The organism is Stenotrophomonas sp. UBA7606 (genome assembly GCF_002477705.1).
In the GTDB taxonomy this organism is placed as follows: Bacteria; Pseudomonadota; Gammaproteobacteria; order Xanthomonadales; family Xanthomonadaceae; genus Stenotrophomonas.
In genome coordinates this window covers 11,851-32,908 of the sequence record NZ_DLJW01000009.1, presented here as the reverse complement: position 1 = coordinate 32,908, position 21,058 = coordinate 11,851, and the positions used below count along the sequence as shown (strand labels likewise).

24 protein-coding genes and 3 tRNA genes are annotated in these 21,058 nt (G+C 65.0%); 18 read left to right on the top strand and 9 right to left on the bottom strand.

From position 1 onward, the window contains the following. The first annotated feature begins 146 nt into the window (after window positions 1-146). The 8 genes from trpE (at window position 147) to B2527_RS01760 (ending at window position 6,789) form a co-directional block, all read left to right on the top strand. Window positions 147-1,637, top strand: a complete 1,491-nt coding sequence (gene trpE / locus B2527_RS01795) for an anthranilate synthase component I (RefSeq protein ID WP_293705838.1) — start codon at window positions 147-149, stop codon at window positions 1,635-1,637. 1 nt (window position 1,638) lies between these two features. Further along, entirely contained in the window at window positions 1,639-2,406 is a 768-nt protein-coding gene (locus B2527_RS01790; RefSeq protein WP_293705837.1) for a hypothetical protein, read from the top strand. 13 nt (window positions 2,407-2,419) lie between these two features. Then, the gene (locus B2527_RS01785; protein ID WP_293705836.1) at window positions 2,420-3,004 is read left to right on the top strand and encodes an anthranilate synthase component II; all 585 of its coding nucleotides are present in this window, start codon (window positions 2,420-2,422) and stop codon (window positions 3,002-3,004) included. After that, on the top strand, window positions 2,998-3,648 hold the full coding sequence (locus tag B2527_RS01780; RefSeq protein WP_293705835.1) for a LysE family translocator: 651 nt from the start codon (window positions 2,998-3,000) through the stop codon (window positions 3,646-3,648). Before B2527_RS01785 ends, B2527_RS01780 begins: the two co-directional genes overlap by 7 nt. Beyond that, window positions 3,645-4,157, top strand: a complete 513-nt coding sequence (locus B2527_RS01775) for a DUF1543 domain-containing protein (protein WP_293705834.1) — start codon at window positions 3,645-3,647, stop codon at window positions 4,155-4,157. Before B2527_RS01780 ends, B2527_RS01775 begins: the two co-directional genes overlap by 4 nt. A 13-nt stretch (window positions 4,158-4,170) precedes the next feature. Beyond that, window positions 4,171-5,208 (top strand): anthranilate phosphoribosyltransferase, encoded by a 1,038-nt coding sequence (trpD, locus tag B2527_RS01770; protein ID WP_293705833.1) that lies wholly within the window; start codon window positions 4,171-4,173, stop codon window positions 5,206-5,208. 67 nt (window positions 5,209-5,275) lie between these two features. Next, entirely contained in the window at window positions 5,276-6,070 is a 795-nt protein-coding gene (trpC, locus tag B2527_RS01765) for an indole-3-glycerol phosphate synthase TrpC (RefSeq protein ID WP_293705832.1), read from the top strand. Next, a complete protein-coding gene (locus B2527_RS01760) occupies window positions 6,067-6,789 on the top strand; it encodes a haloacid dehalogenase-like hydrolase (RefSeq protein WP_293705831.1) in 723 nt (240 codons plus the stop codon). Before trpC ends, B2527_RS01760 begins: the two co-directional genes overlap by 4 nt. A 239-nt stretch (window positions 6,790-7,028) precedes the next feature. Here B2527_RS01760 and B2527_RS01755 read toward each other — a convergent pair whose 3' ends face one another. Both B2527_RS01755 and crp read right to left on the bottom strand, forming a co-directional pair. Further along, window positions 7,029-7,790, bottom strand: a complete 762-nt coding sequence (locus tag B2527_RS01755; RefSeq protein WP_293705830.1) for a sulfite exporter TauE/SafE family protein — start codon at window positions 7,788-7,790, stop codon at window positions 7,029-7,031. A gap of 269 nt (window positions 7,791-8,059) precedes the next feature. Next, window positions 8,060-8,749, bottom strand: coding sequence for a cAMP-activated global transcriptional regulator CRP (gene crp / locus B2527_RS01750; RefSeq protein ID WP_293705828.1), 690 nt, complete (start codon window positions 8,747-8,749; stop codon window positions 8,060-8,062). A gap of 150 nt (window positions 8,750-8,899) precedes the next feature. Here crp and speD point away from each other — a divergent pair, with 150 nt between their 5' ends. After that, window positions 8,900-9,694 (top strand): adenosylmethionine decarboxylase, encoded by a 795-nt coding sequence (gene speD, locus B2527_RS01745; protein WP_054667806.1) that lies wholly within the window; start codon window positions 8,900-8,902, stop codon window positions 9,692-9,694. Window positions 9,695-9,836: 142 nt separating this feature from the next. Further along, a complete protein-coding gene (locus B2527_RS01740; RefSeq protein WP_293705818.1) occupies window positions 9,837-10,151 on the top strand; it encodes a DMT family transporter in 315 nt (104 codons plus the stop codon). 190 nt (window positions 10,152-10,341) lie between these two features. Here B2527_RS01740 and coq7 read toward each other — a convergent pair whose 3' ends face one another. Continuing rightward, on the bottom strand, window positions 10,342-10,986 hold the full coding sequence (gene coq7 / locus B2527_RS01735; RefSeq protein ID WP_293705816.1) for a 2-polyprenyl-3-methyl-6-methoxy-1,4-benzoquinone monooxygenase: 645 nt from the start codon (window positions 10,984-10,986) through the stop codon (window positions 10,342-10,344). Between the two features lie 205 nt (window positions 10,987-11,191). Here coq7 and rplM point away from each other — a divergent pair, with 205 nt between their 5' ends. Beyond that, the gene (rplM, locus tag B2527_RS01730; RefSeq protein WP_293705814.1) at window positions 11,192-11,620 is read left to right on the top strand and encodes a 50S ribosomal protein L13; all 429 of its coding nucleotides are present in this window, start codon (window positions 11,192-11,194) and stop codon (window positions 11,618-11,620) included. Between the two features lie 2 nt (window positions 11,621-11,622). Further along, window positions 11,623-12,015, top strand: a complete 393-nt coding sequence (gene rpsI, locus B2527_RS01725; RefSeq protein WP_057626426.1) for a 30S ribosomal protein S9 — start codon at window positions 11,623-11,625, stop codon at window positions 12,013-12,015. Window positions 12,016-12,399: 384 nt separating this feature from the next. Here the strand turns inward: rpsI and B2527_RS01720 are convergent. The 3 genes from B2527_RS01720 to B2527_RS01710 all read right to left on the bottom strand — a co-directional run bounded on the left by B2527_RS01720 (window position 12,400) and on the right by B2527_RS01710 (window position 12,753). Continuing rightward, a tRNA-Gln gene (locus B2527_RS01720) sits at window positions 12,400-12,474 on the bottom strand. 101 nt (window positions 12,475-12,575) lie between these two features. After that, a tRNA-Gln gene (locus B2527_RS01715) sits at window positions 12,576-12,650 on the bottom strand. A gap of 26 nt (window positions 12,651-12,676) precedes the next feature. After that, a tRNA-Met gene (locus B2527_RS01710) sits at window positions 12,677-12,753 on the bottom strand. A 119-nt stretch (window positions 12,754-12,872) separates the two neighbouring features. On the opposite strand from B2527_RS01710, the gene B2527_RS01705 reads away from it, so the two are divergent. The 3 genes from B2527_RS01705 (at window position 12,873) to bfr (ending at window position 14,343) form a co-directional block, all read left to right on the top strand. Then, window positions 12,873-13,481: an RNA pyrophosphohydrolase gene (locus B2527_RS01705; RefSeq protein ID WP_293705810.1), complete on the top strand. Its 609-nt coding sequence runs from the start codon at window positions 12,873-12,875 to the stop codon at window positions 13,479-13,481. 76 nt (window positions 13,482-13,557) lie between these two features. Beyond that, a complete protein-coding gene (locus B2527_RS01700) occupies window positions 13,558-13,758 on the top strand; it encodes a (2Fe-2S)-binding protein (protein ID WP_293705808.1) in 201 nt (66 codons plus the stop codon). Window positions 13,759-13,872: 114 nt separating this feature from the next. After that, window positions 13,873-14,343 (top strand): bacterioferritin, encoded by a 471-nt coding sequence (gene bfr, locus B2527_RS01695; RefSeq protein ID WP_293705806.1) that lies wholly within the window; start codon window positions 13,873-13,875, stop codon window positions 14,341-14,343. A gap of 13 nt (window positions 14,344-14,356) precedes the next feature. Here bfr and B2527_RS01690 read toward each other — a convergent pair whose 3' ends face one another. From B2527_RS01690 to B2527_RS01680, 3 genes are read right to left on the bottom strand one after another with little or no spacing between them, the layout of a single operon-like run. Continuing rightward, on the bottom strand, window positions 14,357-16,765 hold the full coding sequence (locus B2527_RS01690) for an ATP-binding protein (RefSeq protein ID WP_293705804.1): 2,409 nt from the start codon (window positions 16,763-16,765) through the stop codon (window positions 14,357-14,359). Further along, entirely contained in the window at window positions 16,762-18,579 is a 1,818-nt protein-coding gene (locus B2527_RS01685) for an EAL domain-containing protein (protein WP_293705802.1), read from the bottom strand. The genes B2527_RS01690 and B2527_RS01685 overlap by 4 nt, the downstream gene beginning before the upstream one ends. Window positions 18,580-18,595: 16 nt before the next feature. Further along, window positions 18,596-19,234: a DUF4126 domain-containing protein gene (locus tag B2527_RS01680; RefSeq protein ID WP_293705800.1), complete on the bottom strand. Its 639-nt coding sequence runs from the start codon at window positions 19,232-19,234 to the stop codon at window positions 18,596-18,598. A 170-nt stretch (window positions 19,235-19,404) separates the two neighbouring features. Between B2527_RS01680 and B2527_RS01675 the strand changes: the two genes are divergently transcribed. Genes B2527_RS01675 through erpA form a run of 3 tightly spaced genes read left to right on the top strand, consistent with a single transcriptional unit; the run spans window position 19,405 to window position 20,997 of the window. Then, window positions 19,405-20,142 carry a DUF6776 family protein gene (locus B2527_RS01675; RefSeq protein ID WP_293705798.1) on the top strand — a complete coding sequence of 246 codons (738 nt, stop codon included), beginning with the start codon at window positions 19,405-19,407 and terminating at the stop codon, window positions 20,140-20,142. Window positions 20,143-20,144: 2 nt separating this feature from the next. After that, a complete protein-coding gene (locus B2527_RS01670; RefSeq protein WP_293705857.1) occupies window positions 20,145-20,579 on the top strand; it encodes a bactofilin family protein in 435 nt (144 codons plus the stop codon). Between the two features lie 31 nt (window positions 20,580-20,610). Continuing rightward, window positions 20,611-20,997 (top strand): iron-sulfur cluster insertion protein ErpA, encoded by a 387-nt coding sequence (gene erpA, locus B2527_RS01665; RefSeq protein ID WP_293705796.1) that lies wholly within the window; start codon window positions 20,611-20,613, stop codon window positions 20,995-20,997. Window positions 20,998-21,058 lie beyond the last annotated feature (61 nt).

The following is a 21,058-nucleotide window of genomic DNA, read 5'->3' as shown; positions in this document are numbered from 1 at the left end:
ACACCGGGCGCCAATCTTGCGGTAGAGTTGCCCGGTGCCCATTCTGACGACCAAGCGTTCCCTTTCTTCCGCTCGCCGCTGGTGGCGATGGTGGCCCGTTGCCGTCGTCCGTACCGCCACCGTCGATTCCCGGAAGGAAAGCCGTCTTGATCACGCAAGAGCAGTTCCAGCAGCTGGCCGCTGAAGGCTACAGCGCACACCCGCATAATTTCGTCCCCGTCGTCCGTGAAGTGCTGTCCGACCTGGACACGCCGCTTTCGGTCTACCTGAAGCTCGCCGACGGCCCGTATACCTACCTGTTTGAATCGGTCGAAGGCGGCGAACGTTTCGGGCGCTATTCCATCATCGGCATGCCCGCACGCCGCATTTACAGCTTCCGCGGGCATACGCTGGAAGTCAGCGAGCTGGGCGAAGTGGTGGAGCGCCGCGAAGTGGCCGATCCGCTGGCCGAGGTGGAAGTGCTGCGCAAGCAGTATTCGGTGCCGCAGCTGGACGGCCTGCCGGGCTTCACCGGCGGCCTGGTTGGCTGGTTCGGCTTCGAGTGCATCCAGTACATCGAGCCGCACCTGGGCGCGGGCGAAAAGCCTGATGAGCTGGGTACGCCCGACATCCTGCTGATGCTGTCCGAAGAGCTGGCGGTGTTCGACAACCTCAAGGGCCGCCTGTACCTGATCGTGCACGCCGACCCGGCGCAGCCGCAGGCCTGGGCGCGCGCCAACCGTCGCCTCGATGAGCTGGCCCACCGCCTGCGTCAGGGCGGCGCCGGTTACCCGCAGTCGCAGGTGTCCGACGCCATCGACGAGCAGGATTTCCAGTCCTCGTTCACCCGCGAGGAATACCATGCGGTGGTGCGCAAGGCGCAGGAATACGTGCGTGCCGGCGATATCTTCCAGGTCGTGCCCAGCCAGCGCCTGCGCGTGCCGTTCCGCGCGCGGCCGATCGATGTGTACCGCGCGCTGCGTGCGTTGAACCCGTCGCCGTACATGTATTTCATCGATGTTGGCGGCACCCAGGTGGTCGGCTCCTCGCCGGAGATCTTGGCGCGCCTGCGCGATGGCATCGTCACCGTGCGTCCGATCGCCGGCACCCGTCCACGCGGCGCCACGCCGGAACTGGACAAGGCATTGGAAGTCGAGCTGCTGGCCGACCCCAAGGAGCGTGCCGAGCATGTGATGCTGATCGACCTCGGCCGCAATGACGTCGGCCGCGTCGCCGAACCGGGCACGGTCAAGGTCGGCGAGCAGTTCGTGATCGAACGCTACAGCCACGTCATGCATATCGTCAGCGAAGTCACCGGCACCTTGAAGGCCGGCCTGAGCTACAGCGATGTGATGCGCGCGACCTTCCCGGCTGGCACCGTCAGCGGTGCGCCGAAGATCCGTGCGCTGGAGATCATCCGCGAGCTGGAGCCGGTCAAGCGCAATGTCTATTCCGGCGCAGTCGGCTACATCGGCTGGAACGGCGATGCCGATACCGCCATCGCGATTCGCACTGCGGTGATCCAGGACGGTTACCTGTACGTGCAGGCCGGCGGCGGCGTGGTCTATGACTCCGATCCCGATGCCGAATGGCAGGAAACCATGAACAAGGGCCGCGCGCTGTTCCGTGCGGTGGCGCAGGCAGCGAAGGGCTTGTGAGATGAGTGGCATGATTGCCAATGGCCTGCGCCCTGTCCTGCTGGTAGCAGTGATGGGCTTCGTCGGCGTTGCATCAGCCCAGCAAGCTCAGGACAGGGAAGGGGATCCGCCCGCAGTCATCCGTGTCGAGGGCAGGGTCATCCATTTCGATGGACTGATATCACAGGCGTCCGTTGCCAAAGTGCGGGCCTTGCTTGAAGCGGACGGCTCACTGACGGAGTTTGCAATCCAGTCCGGCGGTGGCGATGTCGAGGCAGGAATGGCGCTGGGTGGAATGATCCGTGACCGGGGAATGGATGTGCGCGTAGTGGGTGACATCTGTCTTTCGTCCTGCGCGAACTACGTATTTCCCGCGGGGAATCGGAAGTTCATTGAGCGCGGTGCGCTGGTGCTCTGGCATGGATCTTTGTTGCAGAAGAATCTGCTCAAGAACTTCAACTACTCGGGCATTGAGCGGCAACTTGGTCGGCCCCCGAACTGGCTGGAGCGATGGTCCATACAGAGGGCTGCGAAAAAGTGGTTTCGACGCGCGCTATCGGAGCAGGCTGCGTTCTACACACAGCTTGGGGTTGATCCCCGGATCACGATTCTTGGCCACGAACAAGGTTGTACGTGCGACTGGACGGTATCGGTTGCAGACATGGCGAAATTTGGAATTGGCTCGGTGAGTGCGGATGCCGACTATGCAGCGCCGGGTTATGCGCGCTGGAGCGGGGAATGGCAGCTGATTGCAAGCGACGACGAAGCACCGACGGCTACACGACAATGATGAGAGAAGAACCATGCTGTTGATGATCGACAACTACGACAGCTTCACCTTCAACCTCGTGCAATACCTGCAGATGCTGGGTGCCGAGGTGAAGGTGGTGCGCAATGACGCGATGAGCGTCGCCGAGATCGCCGCGCTCAAGCCTTCGCACATCGTGGTATCGCCCGGCCCGAAGACGCCGAACGAAGCCGGTGTGTCGCTGGAGGTGATCCGCCAACTGGGCCCGAGCATTCCACTGTTCGGTGTGTGCCTGGGCCATCAGGCCATCGGCCAGATCTATGGCGGTGACGTGATACGTGCCAGCAACATCATGCATGGCAAGGTCTCGCCGATCCGCCATGAAGGCAAGGGCGTGTTCGCCGGCCTGCCGGACCGCTACGAGGCTACCCGCTACCACTCGCTGGTGGTGGACAAGAACACGCTGCCGGCGGCGTTGGAGATCACTGCCTGGACCGAGAATCCGGACGGTTCGATGGAAGAGATCATGGGCCTGCGCCACCGTGAGTATCCGGTCGAGGGCGTGCAGTTCCATCCCGAATCCATCCTCACCCAGCACGGCCACGCGCTGATGAAGAACTTCCTGGACCGCACATGTTGATCGAGCCGAGCCAGCTGCTGTTGTTCATGCTCGCAGGCTGGTTGTTGAACCTCACACCGGGCCCGGATGTGCTGTACATCATCAGCCGCTCGCTGCGCGGTGGCCGCCGCGCTGGCGTTGCCGCGATCGTCGGCATCAGTGCAGGCTGCCTGGTGCATGTGGCACTGGCTTCGCTGGGCCTGGGCGTGCTGCTGGCGACGTCGGCCACCTTGTTCACCGTGATCAAGTGGATAGGCGCGGCTTATCTGCTGTGGGTGGGCGTGCGCCTGCTGCGCAACGCCGGCGAATCTACCCTGCAGGCCGATATCGCCGCCAGCAGCGCCAGTGCCGGTTCGTTCTGGCAGGTGTTTGCCGGTGGCTTCCTGACCAATGTGCTGAACCCGAAGGTGGTGCTGTTCTTCCTCGCCTTCCTGCCGCAGTTCATCGCCCCGTCGGTGCAGAACAAGGCCTTGGCATTTGCCGTGCTCGGCTTGGTGTTCACCGTCAACGCGCTGCCGATCAATGCCGCCTATGTGCTGGCCGCCGACCGCGTGCGCAGCAGCCGCTGGGCTGCGCGTGGCATGCAGTGGCTGGACAAGCTGGCCGGGGTGCTGTTCATCGGCTTCGGCCTGCGTCTGGCGCTTACTGCGAGGCCGACGCCGTGAGCCTGGAAGACTTCCGCTTGTTCGTGGTGATGCTCGGTGGCCGCCATGCGCGTGCCAATACCGAGGTGCATGACGTGGTGTTTGCCTTTGGTGCGGACATCGAGCAGACCTACCCGCAACTGCGCCAGCAATGGTTCGGTGAGGCTGCAGGCCTGCACCTGGATTCGTGGATGACGGTCGATGGCGTCGATGACTGGCAGGTACGCATTTCCGATGACGCGCCTGCGGCCGACGCGCCGACTTTGTTCTTCGTCAACCTCGGCGGTTACGTCGATGGCCAGTTCGGCGAAGACCACCGCTACCTGCTGGTGGTCGCAGCCGATGCGGTCGAGGCCAAGCGCAAGGCGCTGGCACAGGCCGCAGCGCAATGGATCAAGCCGCACCGCGATGCCTTGCTGGAAGTGGACAGCTGCCTGCCGGTAGGCCCGATCGGCGGCCTGCACGTAGCGCTGCGTCAGGGCACGCATGCCGGCATCCACAGCCAAAGCGACTACATCGTTATTTCCTGATTCTGGAGCTGTCATGACCATCACCGCGCAGGAAGCCCTGCAACGCACCATCGAGCACCGCGAGATCTTCTTCGACGAAATGGTCGACCTGATGCGGCAGATCATGCGCGGCGAGATCTCGCCGACCATGACCGCCGCCATCCTCACCGGCCTGCGGGTCAAGAAGGAAACCGTCGGCGAGATCGCCGGTGCCGCCACGGTGATGCGCGAGTTCGCACGCCCGGTGCAGGTGGCCGACAAGACCCACCTGGTCGACATCGTCGGCACCGGTGGCGATGGCTCGCATACCTTCAACATCTCCACCTGTTCGATGTTCGTGGTGGCCGCGGCCGGTGCCAAGGTGGCCAAGCACGGCAACCGCAGCGTCTCCTCCAAGTCCGGCAGTGCCGACGCGGTGGAAGCGTTGGGTGCGGTGATCGAACTGCAGCCCGAGCAGGTGGCACAAGCCATCGAGCAGACCGGCATCGGTTTCATGTTCGCGCCCATGCACCACCCGGCGATGAAAGTGGTCGCGCCGGTGCGCCGCGAAATGGGCGTGCGCACCATCTTCAACATCCTCGGCCCGCTGACCAATCCAGTCGGTGCCACCAATATCCTGATGGGCGTGTTCCACCCCGACCTGGTCGGCATCCAGGCGCGCGTGCTGCGTGAGCTCGGTGCCGAGCGCGCACTGGTGGTGTGGGGCCGCGACAACATGGACGAGATCTCGCTCGGCGCCGGCACCCTGGTGGGTGAGCTGCGCGACGGCAAGGTGCGCGAGTACGAGATTCATCCGGAGGACTTCGGCATCGCCATGTCGGCCAGCCGCAACCTCAAGGTCGAGAACCCGGAAGAGTCCATCGCCATGCTGCGCGCGGTGCTGGACAACCAGCCGGGCCCGGCCAACGATATCGTCGCCCTCAACGCCGGCGCCGCCCTGTATGTGGCCGGTGTGGCCGACAGCATCGCCGACGGCCTGGCCCGCGCCCGTGCGGTCATCGCCGATGGCAGTGCGCGTGCGCGCCTGCAGCAGTATGTCGATGCCAGCCGTGCGCTGGCCGCCACGGCCTGAAACCCTTGCCTTAACGTTCCGTCCCGATCACCCGCGTCCGCAACGCCCGTTACCAGGAAGCAGAACCATGAGCGACATCCTCAATACCATCCTTGCCCGCAAAGCGCAGGAGGTAGCCGAGCGCAGCGCCCGCGTGCCGCTGGCCGAGTTGCAGGCGCGGCTGGCCGATGCGCCGCCTGTACGGGGCTTTGCCAATGCGCTGAACGCGGCCATCGCCAGCGGCGACCCGGCGGTGATTGCCGAGGTCAAGAAGGCCAGCCCGTCCAAGGGCGTGATCCGCCCGGACTTCCATCCGGCCGATATCGCGGTGAGCTACGAGTTCGGCGGCGCCAGCTGCCTGTCGGTGCTGACCGACGTGGATTTCTTCCAGGGTGCCGATCTCTACCTGCAGCAGGCCCGCGAGGCCTGCACGCTGCCGGTGCTGCGCAAGGACTTCGTCATCGACCCGTACCAGATCTACGAGGCGCGCGTGCTGGGTGCGGACTGCATCCTGTTGATCGTGTCGGCGCTGGACGACCAGCAGCTGGCCGATCTGTCCAACCTGGCACTGCAGCTGGGCATGGACGTGCTGGTGGAGGTGCACGACATCGATGAGCTGGAGCGCGCCATCCAGGTACCGGTGCCGCTGATCGGCATCAACAACCGCAATCTGCGCACCTTCGAGGTGTCCTTGCAGAACACCTTGTCGCTGAAGGATGCGGTGCCGCGCGACCGCCTGCTGGTCACCGAGAGCGGCATTCTGGGCCCGGCCGACGTCAAGCTGATGCGCGACGCCGGGGTCAATGCCTTCCTGGTCGGTGAGACCTTCATGCGCGTGGAAGAGCCGGGTGAGGGCCTGCGTCAGCTATTCTTCCCGGCATGACTGATCCCTATCCGAATCCGCGCGAAGACGCGCAACTGGTCGTCTTCGACTTCGATCACACGCTGTACAACGGCGATTCCGGCAGCCATCTGTTTGCCTGGCTGATCAAGCGCAATCCCCTGCGGCTGCTGGTCGCCATCCTCGCCACGCCGCTGCTGGGGCCGCTGGTGGCAATGCTGCCGACGCGTCGATTCGGCATTTCCGGCTATGTCTGGATCGCCACCTTCGGCCTGCACCAGGCGCGTGAGTTCAACAAGGTGATCGACCAGTACGTGCTCAAGCATGAGGGCGACATCCGCCAGCGGCTGCTGCCGCACGCGCTGGCGGTGTTTGCCGGTCACCGCCGCGCCGGTGACCGGGTGATCGTGGCCACCGGCGCGCCGCCGGAGCTGGCCCGCGCCATCCTGGCCTTCGTGGCCGAGCAGGGCGTGCCGGTGATCGGCAGCGAGGTTGGCCCGCGTCTGGGCGCGATGGGCGCCACCCGCCACTGCCATAACGAAGAGAAGATGCGCATGCTGCGCGAGCGTGGCTATGGCGACATCGCCATCGCCTACTCCGACAGCACCGCCGACCTGCCGCTGCTGAAGGCGGCCAAGGCGCCGGTGGTGGTGAACCCCAAGCATTCGCGGGTGGCGTATTTCGGCAAGGTACTGCCGGCCGGCACTCCGATCCTCAACTGGGGCTGCCCGGGCCGCGGCGGTGAGCCGCTGCGGCAGTAATCTAGCCGGAGCCAGCATGCCTTCTCCCGCAAGCGGGAGAAGGTGCCCGGAGAGCCTGCCCCCGCGAAGGCGGGGGGCGTATGAGGGGGCTTTTGACTTGCTCGGGGGCCTACGCGTGAAGCAGGTGGGGAGCTTTTAACGAGCTCCAAGCCAGTATCAAAATCAAAAGCTCCCCTCACCCCAACCCCTCTCCCGTGAACGGGAGAGGGGCTATTGAGAGCAACATCGCCTCACGCCCCTCAAGCCCCGCGCAGCTTCATCACCGCCATGCCGATCTGGAACAGGCTGATCGACAGCACCAGCACGCCGACCGCGATCAACACCCAGCGCTCCTTGACCCGCTTCACCAGCAGTGCGGCCACCGGCGCGGCCATCATTCCGCCCACCAGCAGCCCGGCCACGATGGACAGGTGCTGCAGGCCCATCGACAGCAGGAAGGTCGCCGAGATCGACAGGGTCACCACGAACTCGGCCGCATTGACCGAGCCAATAGTGGTGCGTGCCTGGCCGCCACGGGCCAGCAGGGTGGAGGTGGCCACCGGACCCCAGCCGCCACCGCCCGTAGCGTCCAGCAGGCCGGCAAAGAAGCCCAGCACGGGCACCCGTTTCACTTCCTGTTTGGCCACGAACCGGCCCGCCGCACGGGCCAGGATGAAGATCGCCAGTACCAGCAGGTAGAGATAGATGAAGGGGCGGACCACGTCGCCGGGCAGCTGGGTCAGCACATACGCGCCAATCGCGCCGCCGATCGCGCCGGGTATCGCCAGGCGGAAGAACAGGCGTTTATCCACATTGCCCGCAACCAGATGCGAGACCCCGGACGCACCGGTGGTGAACACCTCGGCGGTGTGGATGCTGGCACTGACGGCCGCTGGCGGCAGGCCCATGCTGAGCAGCACCGAGGAGGAGATAAGCCCGAATGCCATGCCCAGCGCGCCGTCCACCAGCTGTGCGCCCAGGCCGATCAGGATGAACCAGTAAAACTCGCTTCCGAATTCCATGCCCGCAGCCTGCGGGCAGAGCCGGAGCAGGTCAAGGAAAGTGACGGTGGATACCAATGCGTCGCTTGTTGCAACGCGTCAACCTGAACGACGAAAGTCTCAAAAACGAGGATTGCCATCGGACGACGCACGGTGGTGGCGGGTCGGGGTCGCGATGGTTCGCGGGATTCCAGGGGGGGCGTAAATGCTCCGGGGCCCGCCCGGCGCTGCGGTTGCGTATCCGGGACCTGCTGCGGATACGCAACCAGCGGTTGCCACGTCTACCGGTATCAACGCGTCCCGTAAAGGACGACGGTCTTGCCGCGGGCGTGCAGCAGCCCGTCGGCCTGCAGCTTCTTCAGCACGCGGCCGGCCATTTCCCGCGAACAGCCCACCAGGCGGGCGATTTCCTGGCGCGAGACGCGCAGCTGGGTGCCCTGCGGGTGGCTCATCGATTCCGGCTCCTTGGACAGGTCATGCAGGGTCCGGACGATGCGGTCGGTCACATCCAGGAAGGCCAGACGACTGGCCTTGCGGCTGGTATGCAGCAGGCGGCGTGAGATCTGCGAACCGATGGCATACAGCAGCTTGGGGGCATCGGTGGACAGTGGCCCCAGGAACAGCTGGTGCAGGCGCTCGTAGCTGATCTCGGCCAGTTCACAGGGGGTACGGGTGCGCAGGATGACTTCACGCTTTTCCGACTCGATGAACAGGCCCATCTCGCCGACGAACTCGCCCGCGCCGAAGTAGCCAAGGACCAGTTCGCGGTCGTCATCTTCCTCGGCAATGATGCTGACCGAGCCGCTGATCACGTAATACATGGTGCCGGCGGGGTCGCCCGGGCGGAACACATCGGTCCGGGCGGGGTAGCGGCGGCGGTGGCTGTGGGCCAGAAAGCGGTCGATGGTAGCGATGTCCAGCGCCAGCGGGCTGGAGGCGAGACGCACGTTTGACACGGTGGTGGCGTTCCCTGGGCTCATGATGGCGTTCACAGTTTGGATGAACTTGCTTAATGGGCAAGCTTAACCACGCAGATCATAAGGGGCAAACCGGCATAACGGTGCACGTATCACAGGGGGGAACTTTGCCCCATAATTCCCCCTTTCCCACCATCTACAGGATCGACCGCCGTGGTCAAGCCGTTGCCTCGCCTGAGGTTGCAAGGATTCAACAACCTCACCAAGGCCTTGAGCTTCAACATCTACGACGTCTGTTATGCGCGTACCGAAGAGGAGCGCCAGCGTTACATCGAGTACATCGACGAGGAATACAACGCCGATCGACTCACGCAGATCCTCACCGATGTGGCTGAAATCATCGGTGCGAACATCCTGAACATCGCGCGTCAGGATTACGACCCGCAGGGTGCCTCGGTCACAATCCTCATTTCCGAGGAGCCGGTGATCGACAAGAAGGCCGCTGGCAAGGAGCTGATCTCCGACGCCGTGGTCGCGCACATGGACAAGTCGCACATCACCGTGCACACCTACCCGGAGACCCATCCGCAGGAAGGTATCGCCACGTTCCGTGCCGACATCGATGTGGCCACCTGTGGCGTGATCTCGCCGCTGAAGGCGCTGAACTACCTGATCGAGAGTCTGGAATCGGACATCGTGATCATGGACTACCGCGTGCGCGGCTTCACCCGCGACGTGAAGGGCAAGAAGCACTTCATCGACCACAAGATCAACTCGATCCAGAACTTCCTGGCCAAGAACATCAAGTCGCGTTACGAGATGTTCGACGTCAACGTCTATCAGGAAAACATCTTCCACACCAAGATGCACCTGAAGGACTTCGACCTGGACCAGTACCTGTTCGAAGAGAAGGCCAAGAACCTGTCGTTCAAGGAACGCATGAAGATCGAGGCGCTGCTGCGCCGCGAGATCGAAGAGCTGTTCCACGGTCGCAACCTGGCCGAATAAGCACTGCCTGCGCAGCGCCGGCTCGCCGGTTCTGCGCAAAAACAGGCGGGACGGCCCGCCCTGCAGTGATGCAGACGTTTGTCGACGGCGGCTCGGTGCTCATGCATCGGGCCGTTGCCGTTTCATGTAAAGGAAGTGGGTAATGCCCTGGATCTACCTGCTGCTGGCGGGCCTGTTCGAGATCGGTTTTGCGCTGGGCCTGAAGTACAGCGAAGGTTTCACCCGGCTCTGGCCGAGTGCGGTCACCGTGGTGTTTGCCGGCATCAGCCTGTGGTTGCTGACCCAGGCATTGCGCACGATCCCGGTAGGCACCGGCTATGCGGTCTGGACCGGGATTGGCGCCGTTGGCGTGGCCATTGCCGGCCTGATCCTGTTCGGCGACAGCGCCAGCTGGCCGCGGCTGCTGTGCATCGGCCTGATCGTGGCCGGCGTGATCGGCCTGAAGCTGGTCAGCTGAGACCGGGGTTAGGGTAGTGCCGAGCCATGCTCGGCAGCGGCGTTTCGCAGAAAACCATCCCCTGTAGTGCCGAGCCATGCTCGGCAGTGGCGTTTCGCAAAAACCCATCCCATGTAGTGCCGAGCCATGCTCGGCAGTGGCTTTCCCGGTAAGGCCCAGCCGAGCATGGCTCGGCTCTACAGGTGATGCGCTACATCCGGTAGGCCACGGCCTTCATTGCCTTGGAGGCCAGTGCCATCATCGACGGGATCGGGAACGGCAGCTTGCGCGCACCGGCATGTTCGGCGTGCTCGGCGTGGCGCGCCTCGTCGAGCTTCATCACCTTGAGAATCTCGCGGCTGCGCTGGTCGGCCGCCGGCAAGGTCTGCAGGTGCTCGTCCAGATGCGCTTCCACTTGGCGCTCGGTCTCCACCACGAAGCCAAGGTTCCAGCCATCACCGCGCAGGCCGGCGAGGGTGCCGATGGTGTAGCTGCCGGCATACCAGAGTGGGTTGAACAGGCTGGGGCGGCTGTCCAGCTCGCGCAGGCGGTCGGCGCACCAGCTCAGGTGGTCGGTCTCTTCCTGGGCGGCATCGAGCAGGTGCGCGCGGGTGGCCGGGTCGCGGGCGACCGCCGCCTGGCCGAAATACAGGCCCTGTGCGCAGACTTCGCCAACATGGTTGATCCGCATCAGCCCCGCCGCATGGCGGACCTCGTCCGGCTCCAGCACCACCTCGGGGGTGTCGCCGGCCGGGTTGGGGCGGGCGGCCGGCGGGTTGCCGAATACCGTATCCAGGGCGCGCTGGGCTTCAGTCAGCAGGTGGTCCAGGGGCGTGTGTACACGGGTGGGGGTCATGGCGGGGCGTTGCAGTGGGGTAGGCCCGATTCTCGCCGCTGGCCTGCGGCCTGCCAAGGCCGGAGCCGGGTGGCGTTCAGGGGCTGAGTTGCGCCAGGCGGCTGCGGCCAGTACAATCCCGCCTCTTCTGTTTCACCTTCACAACGCGTGGCAAAGTTCCGGTGGTTCATCTCGCCGCAATCAGCCCGACCTACCTGAGTTCTTTATGAGCACTTTCACTGCAAAGAACGAGACCGTCCAGCGCGACTGGTACCTCGTTGACGCCGCCGGCAAGACGCTGGGCCGTCTGTCCACCGAGCTGGCTCGCCGCCTGCGTGGCAAGCACAAGCCGGTCTACACCCCGCATGTTGACACCGGTGATTACCTGGTCGTCATCAATGCCGACAAGATTGCTGTAACCGGCAAGAAGCTGAAGGACAAGAAGTACCATCGCTTCACCGGCTACATCGGTAACCTGAAGACCGAAACCCTGGAGCAGGCGCTGGAGCGTCACCCGGAGCGCGTGATCGAGATCGCCGTCAAGGGCATGCTGCCGAAGGGCCCGCTGGGTCGTCAGATGTACCGCAAGCTCAAGGTCTACGCCGGCACTGAGCATCCGCACGCCGCACAGCAGCCGCAGGTTCTGGATATCTAATCATGGCTATCACTCAAAACTACGGCACTGGCCGCCGCAAGTCCTCCACCGCTCGCGTGTTCCTGCGCAAGGGCACCGGCAACATCACCGTCAATGGCCGTCCGCTGGACGAGTTCTTTGGCCGTGAGACCGCACGCATGATCGTGCGTCAGCCGCTGGAACTGACCCAGAACACCGAAAGCTTTGACATCCTGGTCACTGCTGCCGGCGGCGGCACCACCGGCCAGGCCGGTGCGATCCGTCTGGGCATCGCCCGTGCGCTGGTCGAGTACGACGAAACCCTGAAGTCCGAGCTGCGCAAGGCTGGCTTCATGACCCGTGACGCCCGTGAAGTCGAGCGTAAGAAGGTCGGCCTGCACAAGGCACGTCGCGCCACCCAGTTCTCCAAGCGTTAATTGCTTCGGAGTGGGGTTCTTCGGAATCCCACTGGGAAGGCAAAAGCCCGGCCTTGGCCGGGCTTTTGTCGTTTTGGGGGTTGGGGATTGGGGGTTCTGCGGGGCAAAAGCCGGGGCTGAGGTCAGAACCAAAGCCAAGGCCAAGGCGCTCCTCCCCAGCCCTCCCCTGCGCTGCGCGCAAGGGAGGGGGTAGATGGCAGGCTCTGCGGGCATTTGGCGCGAAAGCGCAGCACTTACTCCCTCCCTTGCGCGCAGCGCAGGGGAGGGCTGGGGAGGGGTGCCTTGGCTTTTGATCTTTGCTTCGGCTTCGGCGAATCCCCAATCCCCAATCCCGAATTCAGCCCAAAAGAAAAGACCCGATCTTTCGATCGGGTCTTTGGTGTCTGGCAGCCCCGGAAGGATTCGAACCTCCGAATGTCTGAGTCAGAGTCAGATGCCTTACCGCTTGGCGACGGGGCTATGGTGCAGGCGGATTATCGCACATCCGGCCGTTGGTTGGCCCGGGGTGTGATCAGGTGATGCAGAAAGGGCCTGATCTTTCGATCAGGCCCTTTTGTGTCTGGCAGCCCCGGAAGGATTCGAACCTCCGAATGTCTGAGTCAGAGTCAGATGCCTTACCGCTTGGCGACGGGGCTGTAGTACAGGTCAAACCTGCGTCCCATGGTGGCTATGGGTGGACTCGAACCACCGACCCCAGCATTATGAGTGCTGTGCTCTAACCGGCTGAGCTACATAGCCTTGGGAGCCGGTAATTCTGGTGGCGCCGCGCCATTCTGTCAATACTTTTTTTCCGAGCTTGTGGCCCAGCAGCGGCCATGGCAGAGTCCTCGACAGTAGAAATATTAGGAGTCCGCATCGTGATCGATCCGGACGGCTATCGACCGAATGTCGGTATCGTGCTGATGCGCGAAGACGGGCAGGTGTTCTGGGCACGACGCGTGCGCCGGGATGGCTGGCAGTTTCCGCAGGGCGGCATGAATACCGACGAGACACCCGTCGAAGCCATGTATCGCGAGTTGCAGGAAGAAACCGGGCTGCTGCCCGAACACGTCGAAGTGCTGGGGGCTACCCCTGGCTGGCTTCGCTATAGGCTGCCCAGCCGGGCCATCCGCCGTACCGAGAAACAGGTCTGCATCGGCCAGAAGCAGGTATGGTTCCTGCTGCGCCTTACCGGCGATGAGGCCCATGTGCGGCTGGATCACACCGACAGCCCGGAGTTCGACCATTGGCGCTGGGTGGACTTCTGGTACCCGGTGGAGCATGTGGTCATCTTCAAGCGCGGCGTCTATGCGCGTGCCCTGCGCCACCTGGCGCCGCTGGCACGCGGCATTGCCGGCCCGGGCGTGCAGGCAATGCCCGCGTCCGCATTGGAGGCATGGCTGCCCGGCAACACCGCCGGCCATGACCGTCCGCGCAAGCGGCAGCGGCGGCAGGGGCCGTGGCGGAAGAAGATTAATAATGATTAACGCCGTAAATTGACAACCATTCGCATTTGCGATTGAATGCCATCCAGCCAATCAAGGCTGCTCGAAGGGCATCACCGTGTACGTCTGCATCTGCAATGGAGTCACTGATCACCAGATCCGCGAAGCCGCGATTGCCGGCTGTGACACTGTGGCCGAGCTGACGATGCGTACCGGTTGCGGTTCCAATTGCGGGTCCTGCCTGGACATGGCCGCCGGCCTGCTGGAGCAGGCACGGGCCACGCGCGAGCTGCCCCTGCCGATGTTGCGGGCGGCCTGAGCCTGCTGCCCCGTTGCCGTGTTTGACGGCACGGGCTAATGATCACGATTCGCGTTCCTTCATGCCGCCGCAAAGGCGGTTAAAGTGCGTCCGTTCTCTCTAGGAGCCCGCGCAATGAAAGGCGACGCCAAGGTCATCGAATTCCTCAACAAGGTCCTCTACAACGAGCTGACCGCCATCAACCAGTACTTCCTGCACGCCAAGATGCTGAAGAACTGGGGCCTGAAGGAATTGGCCGAACATGAGTACAAGGAATCGATCGAGGAGATGAAGCATGCCGATGCGCTCTCCGACCGCATCCTGTTCCTCGAAGGGCTGCCCAACTTCCAGGCGCTGGGCAAGCTGCGCATCGGTGAAAACCCCACCGAGATACTCAAGTGCGATCTGGCGCTGGAAAACGAAGCGGCACTGGTACTGCGTGATGCGGTGGCTTACGCCGAGTCGATCAGCGACTACGTCAGCCGCGCGCTGTTCGTGAAGATCCTCGATGCGGAGGAAGAGCACATCGACTGGCTGGAAACCCAGCTGGACCTGATCGAGCGCATTGGCGAGCCCAATTACCTGCTCACCAAGATCGAGGACTGAGCCGCGTCGCGGTTCAGCCCTGTGCTGTGCTGATGCCCAGGCTGGCCTGGTAGCTGGCCAGCGCCGTGCGGGCGCGGGCGAACTCGGCCACGATCACCGCCGCGATCACCGTTGGCCGTTGCACGGTGCCCATGCGCGCATCGTGCTCCAGGCGGCGAGCGGCCTCGGACAGGGCCAGCACGCCGACGTTGGCGCTGGATGATTTCAGGCTGTGCGCCAGCTCGCCCAGGCGTTGGTTGTTGGCCGTGCTGGCTGCTTCCTGCAGCTGCTGCACCAGCGCCGGTGTCTCCTCCAGGAACATCGCGATGATGGCGTTGATCTCGTCACCGGCAATCTCGTAGAGCTCATCCAGCACGCTGCGCGCCAGCACCGGGGCGGTGATCGGCGGCAGCGCCGGTGCGGGGGCGGCGGGTGGAGCGGTATCAATGGACATGTCGGGTGCCTTGGCAGCTGGCGTTGCGGGCATGTAAGCCTGCAGGCAGGTCTGCAACTGGTTGCGGGAAATGGGTTTGGAAAGATAGTCGTCCATGCCGGCGTCCAGGCAGCGCTGCCTGTCGCCGGCCATCGCGTTGGCGGTCATGGCGATGATGGGCAGGCGCGGCAGTCGGTTGTCGGCCTCATGCTGGCGCCAGCGCCGGGTGGCGGCATAACCGTCCAGCACCGGCATCTGGCAGTCCATCAACACCGCGTCGTACGGGCCGCGGCTCTGCAGCTTGTCCAGCGCGATGGCGCCGTTCTCTGCGGCGTCGGCGGTGCAGCCGATGACCTTGAGCAGCTTCTGCGCCACCAGCAGGTTGACGGGGTTGTCTTCAACCAGCAACACACGCATGCCAGCCAGGTGGGTGTCAGCACCGGTAATCGCAGGTTTGCTGGCAGCCGGGATGGCGGCGATGCCTGCCGCGGGAATTGCGGCGTCGGTGGCCAACGCGGTCTCGACCGGGACCAGGGCGACCGGTGCGATGGCGGTCGGTTCGGCGGGCACGCCAGCTGCGGGAGCGCTGGTTGGGGCAGTCGCGTTGCGGCGGACATTGGCCGCGGCAATGTCCGCCAGCGCGTCACGCAGCTGTGCGTCGGGCAGCTGCCGCGGCAATACCGTGGCAGCGTCCATCAGCTCCGGGGCAACCGGGCTGTCGCCATACAGCCACAGCAGGCGCGGCGCATCGTCCATCCTGTTTATCGCGCGTTGCAGGGCGCCCGCGCTGTGCTGCATCGGGTCCAGGTCACCAATTACCGCGTGCAGGGGGGCGGCCGGGTTGCGCAGCATCTCCAGTGCCTCCTGCAGGTTGTTGGCGCGCTTGGGGTGATAGCCCCAGGTTGCGAGAGTGCGCTCCAGGCGTTGCCGCAGGCGCGGCTCAGGGGCCAGCAGCAGCACGTTGCGGGCGTTGCGCAGGTGTTCGGGGCGCTGCAGGTCGCCTATGACCTTCAGCAGCGGTATCTCGAACCAGAATGTTGAACCGCGGCCTGGCGTCGACTCCACGCCGATGCTGCCGTGCATCAGGTCGATGATGCGCTTGCAGATTGCCAGCCCAAGGCCGGTGCCGCCATACAGGCGGGTGGTAGAGGCATCGGCCTGGGTGAAGGCGTTGAACAGGCGCTGTTGTTGCGCGCTGTCCAGGCCGATGCCGGTGTCGCGTACCTCGAAGCGCAGCTGGTGCTGGGCCGGGGTTTCGCCCAGGCGGGTCACCTCGATGTGGATGCTGCCGCGCGCGGTGAACTTGATGGCATTGACCAGCAGGTTGCCCAGTACCTGCCGCAGCCGCACCGGGTCGCCACGCACCGGCAGGCGTACCGCTGGGTCGATATGCAGGGACAGTTGCAGGCCCTTGTGCTCGCCGGCGCGCTGCATCAGCGCCAGCATGCCCTCCAGGGTTTCGCGCAGGTTGAAGGTGGTGACCTCCAGTTCCAGCCGGTTCGCTTCCAGCTTGGAGTAATCCAGGATGTCGTCGACGATGCGGAACAGCTGGCGCGAGCTTTCGGTGGCGGTGGCCAGCATCCTGCGCTGCTCGCCATCCAGTGGCCCCTGCGCGATCAATTCCAGCATCGGCAGGATGCCATTGAGCGGCGTGCGGATCTCGTGGCTCATCGTGGCCAGGAACTCACCCTTGGCCAGGGTGGCGGCCTCGGCCGCTTTCTTGGCCTGCAGCAGCTCGGTCTGCAACTGGTCGTGCAACTGCCCGGCAAGGCGCAGCTGGCGCGCTTCCAGGGCGAGTTCCTCGCTGCGCAACTGCAGTGCATGTGCTTGGCGGGCCACGCGGTGTGCAGCCAGCAGCGCCAGCAATGCGGCCAGGGTGGCAGCACCGGCAAGCACGGGCGTGACCATGCCTGGCAGCTGTGGCAGCCACGTAGTAGTGGCCGCTGCAGCGGCAAACAGGGCTGCCAGTGCTGCGCAGACGCGGCTGGCACCGGCGCCGGCCAGGCTCATAGCACGGCGTTCTGGAAGTCGAAGTTGAGCTCGCTACCGGCGCGCTGCACCACGTTGCCCTGGATGAAATCCACCCCGCCCATCCACATGGCGGCGGCGGCCTGGGGATCCTCGATCTGCTGACCGATGATCTGCACGTTGGCACGGTGCGCCAGATCGATGGTGGTGCGCAGTTCGTCGCGCAGCTTCTGGCTGGTGTGGCTGCCGGCAAAGCGGCTGGACATGCGTGCATAGCTCAGCGGCAGCTGGGTCAGCAGGGCATTGGCTTCGGTACTTGGCTCGAACTGGCTGAGGCAGAACTGCACGCCGGCCGGCATCAACTGGGCGCAGAACTGCTGCAGGCTGACCGCATGCACCAGGGCATCGGACAGGCGCACGTCGATGACCAGGCCATTGCCGGCCACCTGGCGCTCCTGCAGCGCCTTGAGCAGCCAGCCGCCATAGGCGCTGCGCGACAGCGTGCGCAGCGACTGCGACACGAACAGGCGCATCGGCGGCTGCGCGAACTGGTACAGGTGCAGCAGCCCCAATGCATGTTCCACCACCTGCTGGTCCAGGTCGGCAATGCGCCCGGCGGCTTCGGCAGCGGGGATCACCTGGCCGGCGGAGAGCAGGGTGCCATTGCCCTGGCGCAGCCGCAGCAGCACCTGGTACTGCGCGGTGTCGCCGCCGGCGACGGCGACGATTGGCTGATAGGCCAGTTCCAGTTGGCCCTCCAGCAGGGCCAGTTGCTCCTGGTTGCCAATATTTTCCTCGGCGCGGTAGATCGCCACGCCATCGGTGTCCAGGCGCGCCTGCAGGGCGGTGCGCTCCACGGCTTCCAGGGCCGCGTCGGCATCGGCGAACGCCTGCGGCAGGGCCGCAAGGCCGACCACGCAGCGCAGGAACACCGCCTCCTGCTCGCGGATGGCGAAAGTCTGCGCTGACAGACCCATGCGGATGCGGCGGGCAATTGCCGGCAGGGTCTCGGCGGCCGCATCACGGACCAGCAGCAGGAAGCTGTTGTCGTTCAGCCGTGCCAGCAGGTGCGGCTGCATCTGCTCTGCAATGCGCTGCCCGGCCTGCACCATCAGGCGCTCGAAGCTGGCATAGCCATAGCGCTCGCGCAGCCCAAGGGCGCTGGCGATCTCGATGAACATCACCCCGCCGGGCTGGGCACCGGTGATGCTGGCCTGCAGCTGCTGCATCACGTTGTGGCGCGTAGGCAGGCCGGTTTCCGGGTTGTGCAGCAGCGGGGTGTTGTCCGCGCTGCCCGGCACCTGCATGCGGTTGCGGCGGATGCGGTTGGCTACCGCCGCCACCAGGTGACGTGGGCGGATAGGCTTGACCAGCACGTCGTCGGCACCGCAATCGAGTACTTCGAACTGGCGGTCCGGATCGGCCTCACCGGTGAGGAAGACGATTGGCAGCAATTGTTGGTTCGGGTGCGAGCGGATCATTGCGGTCAGCCGCATGCCGTCCAGCCCGGGCATGTGCAGGTCCATCAGGATCAGGTCCGGGCGATGCTCGCTGATCGCCTGCTGCACGCCCTCCACTTCCATCTGCACGAAGGCCTGCATGCCGGCACCGTGCAGCACGCTCTGCGCGAACAGGGCCTGCGAACGGTTGTCCTCGACGATCAGCACGCGGTAGGGCGTGTCCTCGCCGGCATTGATCCCGGCGGCAACCGGCGCGCTGGCCTGCTCGGAACGGATCTGCGCCTGTACCACCTCGGCCGGCGCAGCGTTGGCCACGCTCCAGCGTTGCCAGTAGTCGGCAGGCGGGGTTTCCGCATACAGCGGGCGGGCAACGGTGGAGGTTTCGGAACTGGCCATCGGCGGGATTATGCGTTCAAGGAGCGGGGGGCAGCGACTGTTCGCTGGGCGTGGGCGCGCGGCTGCTGGCCGCGGGTGCGGCGAACATGCGCTTGAGGCCACGCCACAACATGCGCCAAACCAGCCACACGATCAATGCGCCGGCGATGCTGGCGCCCAGCACGAAGATCAACGCCAGCCAGGGATGCGCCAGGGCCAGGGCCAGGCCGCCGATCACCACGCTGTCCTCGGCCACCGAGGCGACCCAGTTGCTGGCGGGCTCGGGCGAGGTATTGAGCAGGGCGCGGGTGCCGGCCTTCAGGCCGTGGCTGGCCAGCGCAACGCCGGCGCCAGCCGCCAGCACACCGGTGCTGAGATCGCCATCGGGCGACAATGTGGCGGCGGCCAGGAAGGCGCCGGCAGGAACACGTGCCAGGGTCTGCAGCAGATCCCAGATCGAATCCACGCCGGGGATCTTGTCGGCAAAGAACTCGGCCACGGCCAAGGCGCCGGAGGTGCCCAGCACCCACCAGGACTCGGTGGCCTGCAGCGCCGGGGGCAGGTCCACCCAGCCCATGACGCCGGCCAGGCCAACGCCGAACACGGTCAGGTAGACGCGGATACCGGCCAGCCAGGCCAGCAGGATGCCGATGACGAATACGTGGGCTTCGGTCATGGGAGGGGTCCGGCAGGGAACTGTGAGCAGGATCGCAACTATCGAGCATGACTGCAGCGATTGCCAGACGTGGGCCCCATCCCGCGCTTGCGTCGGCGTCGTTTACACTGGCACGTCGTTTCAGACGGAGCATAGGCCCAGTCCCTCGCCGGGGCGGGCCGGAGCCTGCCATGACTCCCCGACCTTCACGTTTCCAGATCACCCCGCGGGGCACCGCCAGCGCGCGCCCGGGCTGGGTGCCCATTGCCATTGTCGTTGCCGCCTGGCTGCTGTCGCTGGTGTTGGTGGGCTGGCTGGCGGCGCGCTATGCCTCGCCGGACACCGGCGGGCTGCGCACCAAGCTGCGGCAGAGCGAACAGCAGCTGCAGCTGCAGCGCGGCCAGCTGGAAGAGCTGCGCCAACGCCAGGCCACCCTGGAGGCGTCGGACAAGATCAGCCGCGCCGCCAACACCGAGGTGCAGACCTCGCTGGCCGAGCGCGACGAGGAAATTGCCGGGCTGCGCGCCGACGTGGCGTTCTATGAACGCCTGGTGGGCTCGACCAGCCAGCGCAAAGGTCTGAATGCGCATTCGGTTGAGTTCAGCCCGGAGGCCGCTGGTACGTGGCACTACAGCGTGGTGCTGACTCAGAATCTCAACCGCGGGGCAATCAGCCAGGGCCAGATGCGGTTTTCCGTGGAGGGGGTGAAGGACGGAAAGCTGACAACCGTCAGCTGGGACGACCTACACCAGCGTAAAAGCGTGCCGGGCCAGGATTATTCGTTCCGCTATTTCCAGCAGCTGGACGGTAGCGTGATGCTGCCCCGGGATTTCACGCCGCAACGTGTGCGAGTCTCCCTGTCCGGGCCTGGGGGAGGCGCGACGCAGACTTTTGATTGGAAACTCGCCGGTAGCGGCAGAGGGGAATGAACATGTTCGGTAACAAGTCCAACCGCGACAGCCATCTGGTCGTGGACGCCCTGATCGGGCCGCAGGTGGTGATCCGTGGCGACGTGGTGTTCAGCGGCGGCCTGTACGTGGAAGGCCGCATCCTGGGCAAGGTAGTTGCCGAAGAGGGGGCCAACGCGGTGCTGACGCTTGCCGAACAGGGGCATGTCGAAGGCGAGGTGCGGGCCTCGGTGGTGGTGCTCAGTGGCCGCATGGACGGCGATGTGCACGCCAGTGAGCGGGTCGAACTGACCCCGACCGCGCGCGTGACCGGCAACGTTCACTATTCGGTGGTGGAGATGAACGCCGGTGCCCAGCTCAATGGCCGCCTGGTCCACTCGGCCGCAGTTGCCGCGTTGCCGGCCCCGGAGGAAAAGAGCGGCGGCAAGTCGCGCAAGGCTGAAGCCGCCGAGGCTTGAAAGCGCCTGCATGCGCCCCCATGCTGGGCGCATGAGTACGCTGATTTCCCTGCCCGGCGCCCAGCCGGCGCCTGATTACCAGTCCCTGGACCGCCCGCTGAACTTCACCCCGGCGGCGGCGGCCAAGGTGCGTGAGCTGATCCAGGACGAGGGCAATGACGCGCTCGCCCTGCGGGTCTACATCCAGGGCGGTGGCTGTTCCGGTTTCCAGTACGGTTTTGAGTTCGATGAGAACCGCGCCGAGGACGATCTGGCGGTGGTGACCGAGGGCGTGACCCTGCTGGTGGATCCGCTGAGCCTGCAGTACCTGATGGGGGCCGAGGTCGATTACAGCGAAAGCCTGACCGGTGCCCAGTTCGTCATCCGCAATCCCAACGCCCGCACCACCTGCGGCTGCGGTAGCAGTTTCTCGGTCTGAGTTGCATGGAGGCGGGCATTGCCCGCAGGCGGTGGCTTGCGAAGGCTGCGCTTTGGCGGCA

Bases quoted from the DNA above. Each gene is read 5' to 3' on its own strand.
- B2527_RS01790 (WP_293705837.1), top strand. From the start codon at position 1,639: ATGAGTGGCATGATTGCCAATGGCCTGCGCCCTGTCCTGCTGGTAGCA.
- B2527_RS01785 (WP_293705836.1), top strand. From the start codon at position 2,420: ATGCTGTTGATGATCGACAACTACGACAGCTTCACCTTCAACCTCGTG.
- B2527_RS01780 (WP_293705835.1), top strand. From the start codon at position 2,998: ATGTTGATCGAGCCGAGCCAGCTGCTGTTGTTCATGCTCGCAGGCTGG.
- trpD (WP_293705833.1), top strand. From the start codon at position 4,171: ATGACCATCACCGCGCAGGAAGCCCTGCAACGCACCATCGAGCACCGC.
- trpC (WP_293705832.1), top strand. From the start codon at position 5,276: ATGAGCGACATCCTCAATACCATCCTTGCCCGCAAAGCGCAGGAGGTA.
- B2527_RS01760 (WP_293705831.1), top strand. From the start codon at position 6,067: ATGACTGATCCCTATCCGAATCCGCGCGAAGACGCGCAACTGGTCGTC.
- B2527_RS01755 (WP_293705830.1), bottom strand. From the start codon at position 7,790: ATGGAATTCGGAAGCGAGTTTTACTGGTTCATCCTGATCGGCCTGGGC.
- crp (WP_293705828.1), bottom strand. From the start codon at position 8,749: ATGAGCCCAGGGAACGCCACCACCGTGTCAAACGTGCGTCTCGCCTCC.
- B2527_RS01740 (WP_293705818.1), top strand. From the start codon at position 9,837: ATGCCCTGGATCTACCTGCTGCTGGCGGGCCTGTTCGAGATCGGTTTT.
- coq7 (WP_293705816.1), bottom strand. From the start codon at position 10,986: ATGACCCCCACCCGTGTACACACGCCCCTGGACCACCTGCTGACTGAA.
- rplM (WP_293705814.1), top strand. From the start codon at position 11,192: ATGAGCACTTTCACTGCAAAGAACGAGACCGTCCAGCGCGACTGGTAC.
- rpsI (WP_057626426.1), top strand. From the start codon at position 11,623: ATGGCTATCACTCAAAACTACGGCACTGGCCGCCGCAAGTCCTCCACC.
- bfr (WP_293705806.1), top strand. From the start codon at position 13,873: ATGAAAGGCGACGCCAAGGTCATCGAATTCCTCAACAAGGTCCTCTAC.
- B2527_RS01690 (WP_293705804.1), bottom strand. From the start codon at position 16,765: ATGAGCCTGGCCGGCGCCGGTGCCAGCCGCGTCTGCGCAGCACTGGCA.
- B2527_RS01685 (WP_293705802.1), bottom strand. From the start codon at position 18,579: ATGGCCAGTTCCGAAACCTCCACCGTTGCCCGCCCGCTGTATGCGGAA.
- B2527_RS01680 (WP_293705800.1), bottom strand. From the start codon at position 19,234: ATGACCGAAGCCCACGTATTCGTCATCGGCATCCTGCTGGCCTGGCTG.
- B2527_RS01675 (WP_293705798.1), top strand. From the start codon at position 19,405: ATGACTCCCCGACCTTCACGTTTCCAGATCACCCCGCGGGGCACCGCC.
- B2527_RS01670 (WP_293705857.1), top strand. From the start codon at position 20,145: ATGTTCGGTAACAAGTCCAACCGCGACAGCCATCTGGTCGTGGACGCC.
- erpA (WP_293705796.1), top strand. From the start codon at position 20,611: ATGAGTACGCTGATTTCCCTGCCCGGCGCCCAGCCGGCGCCTGATTAC.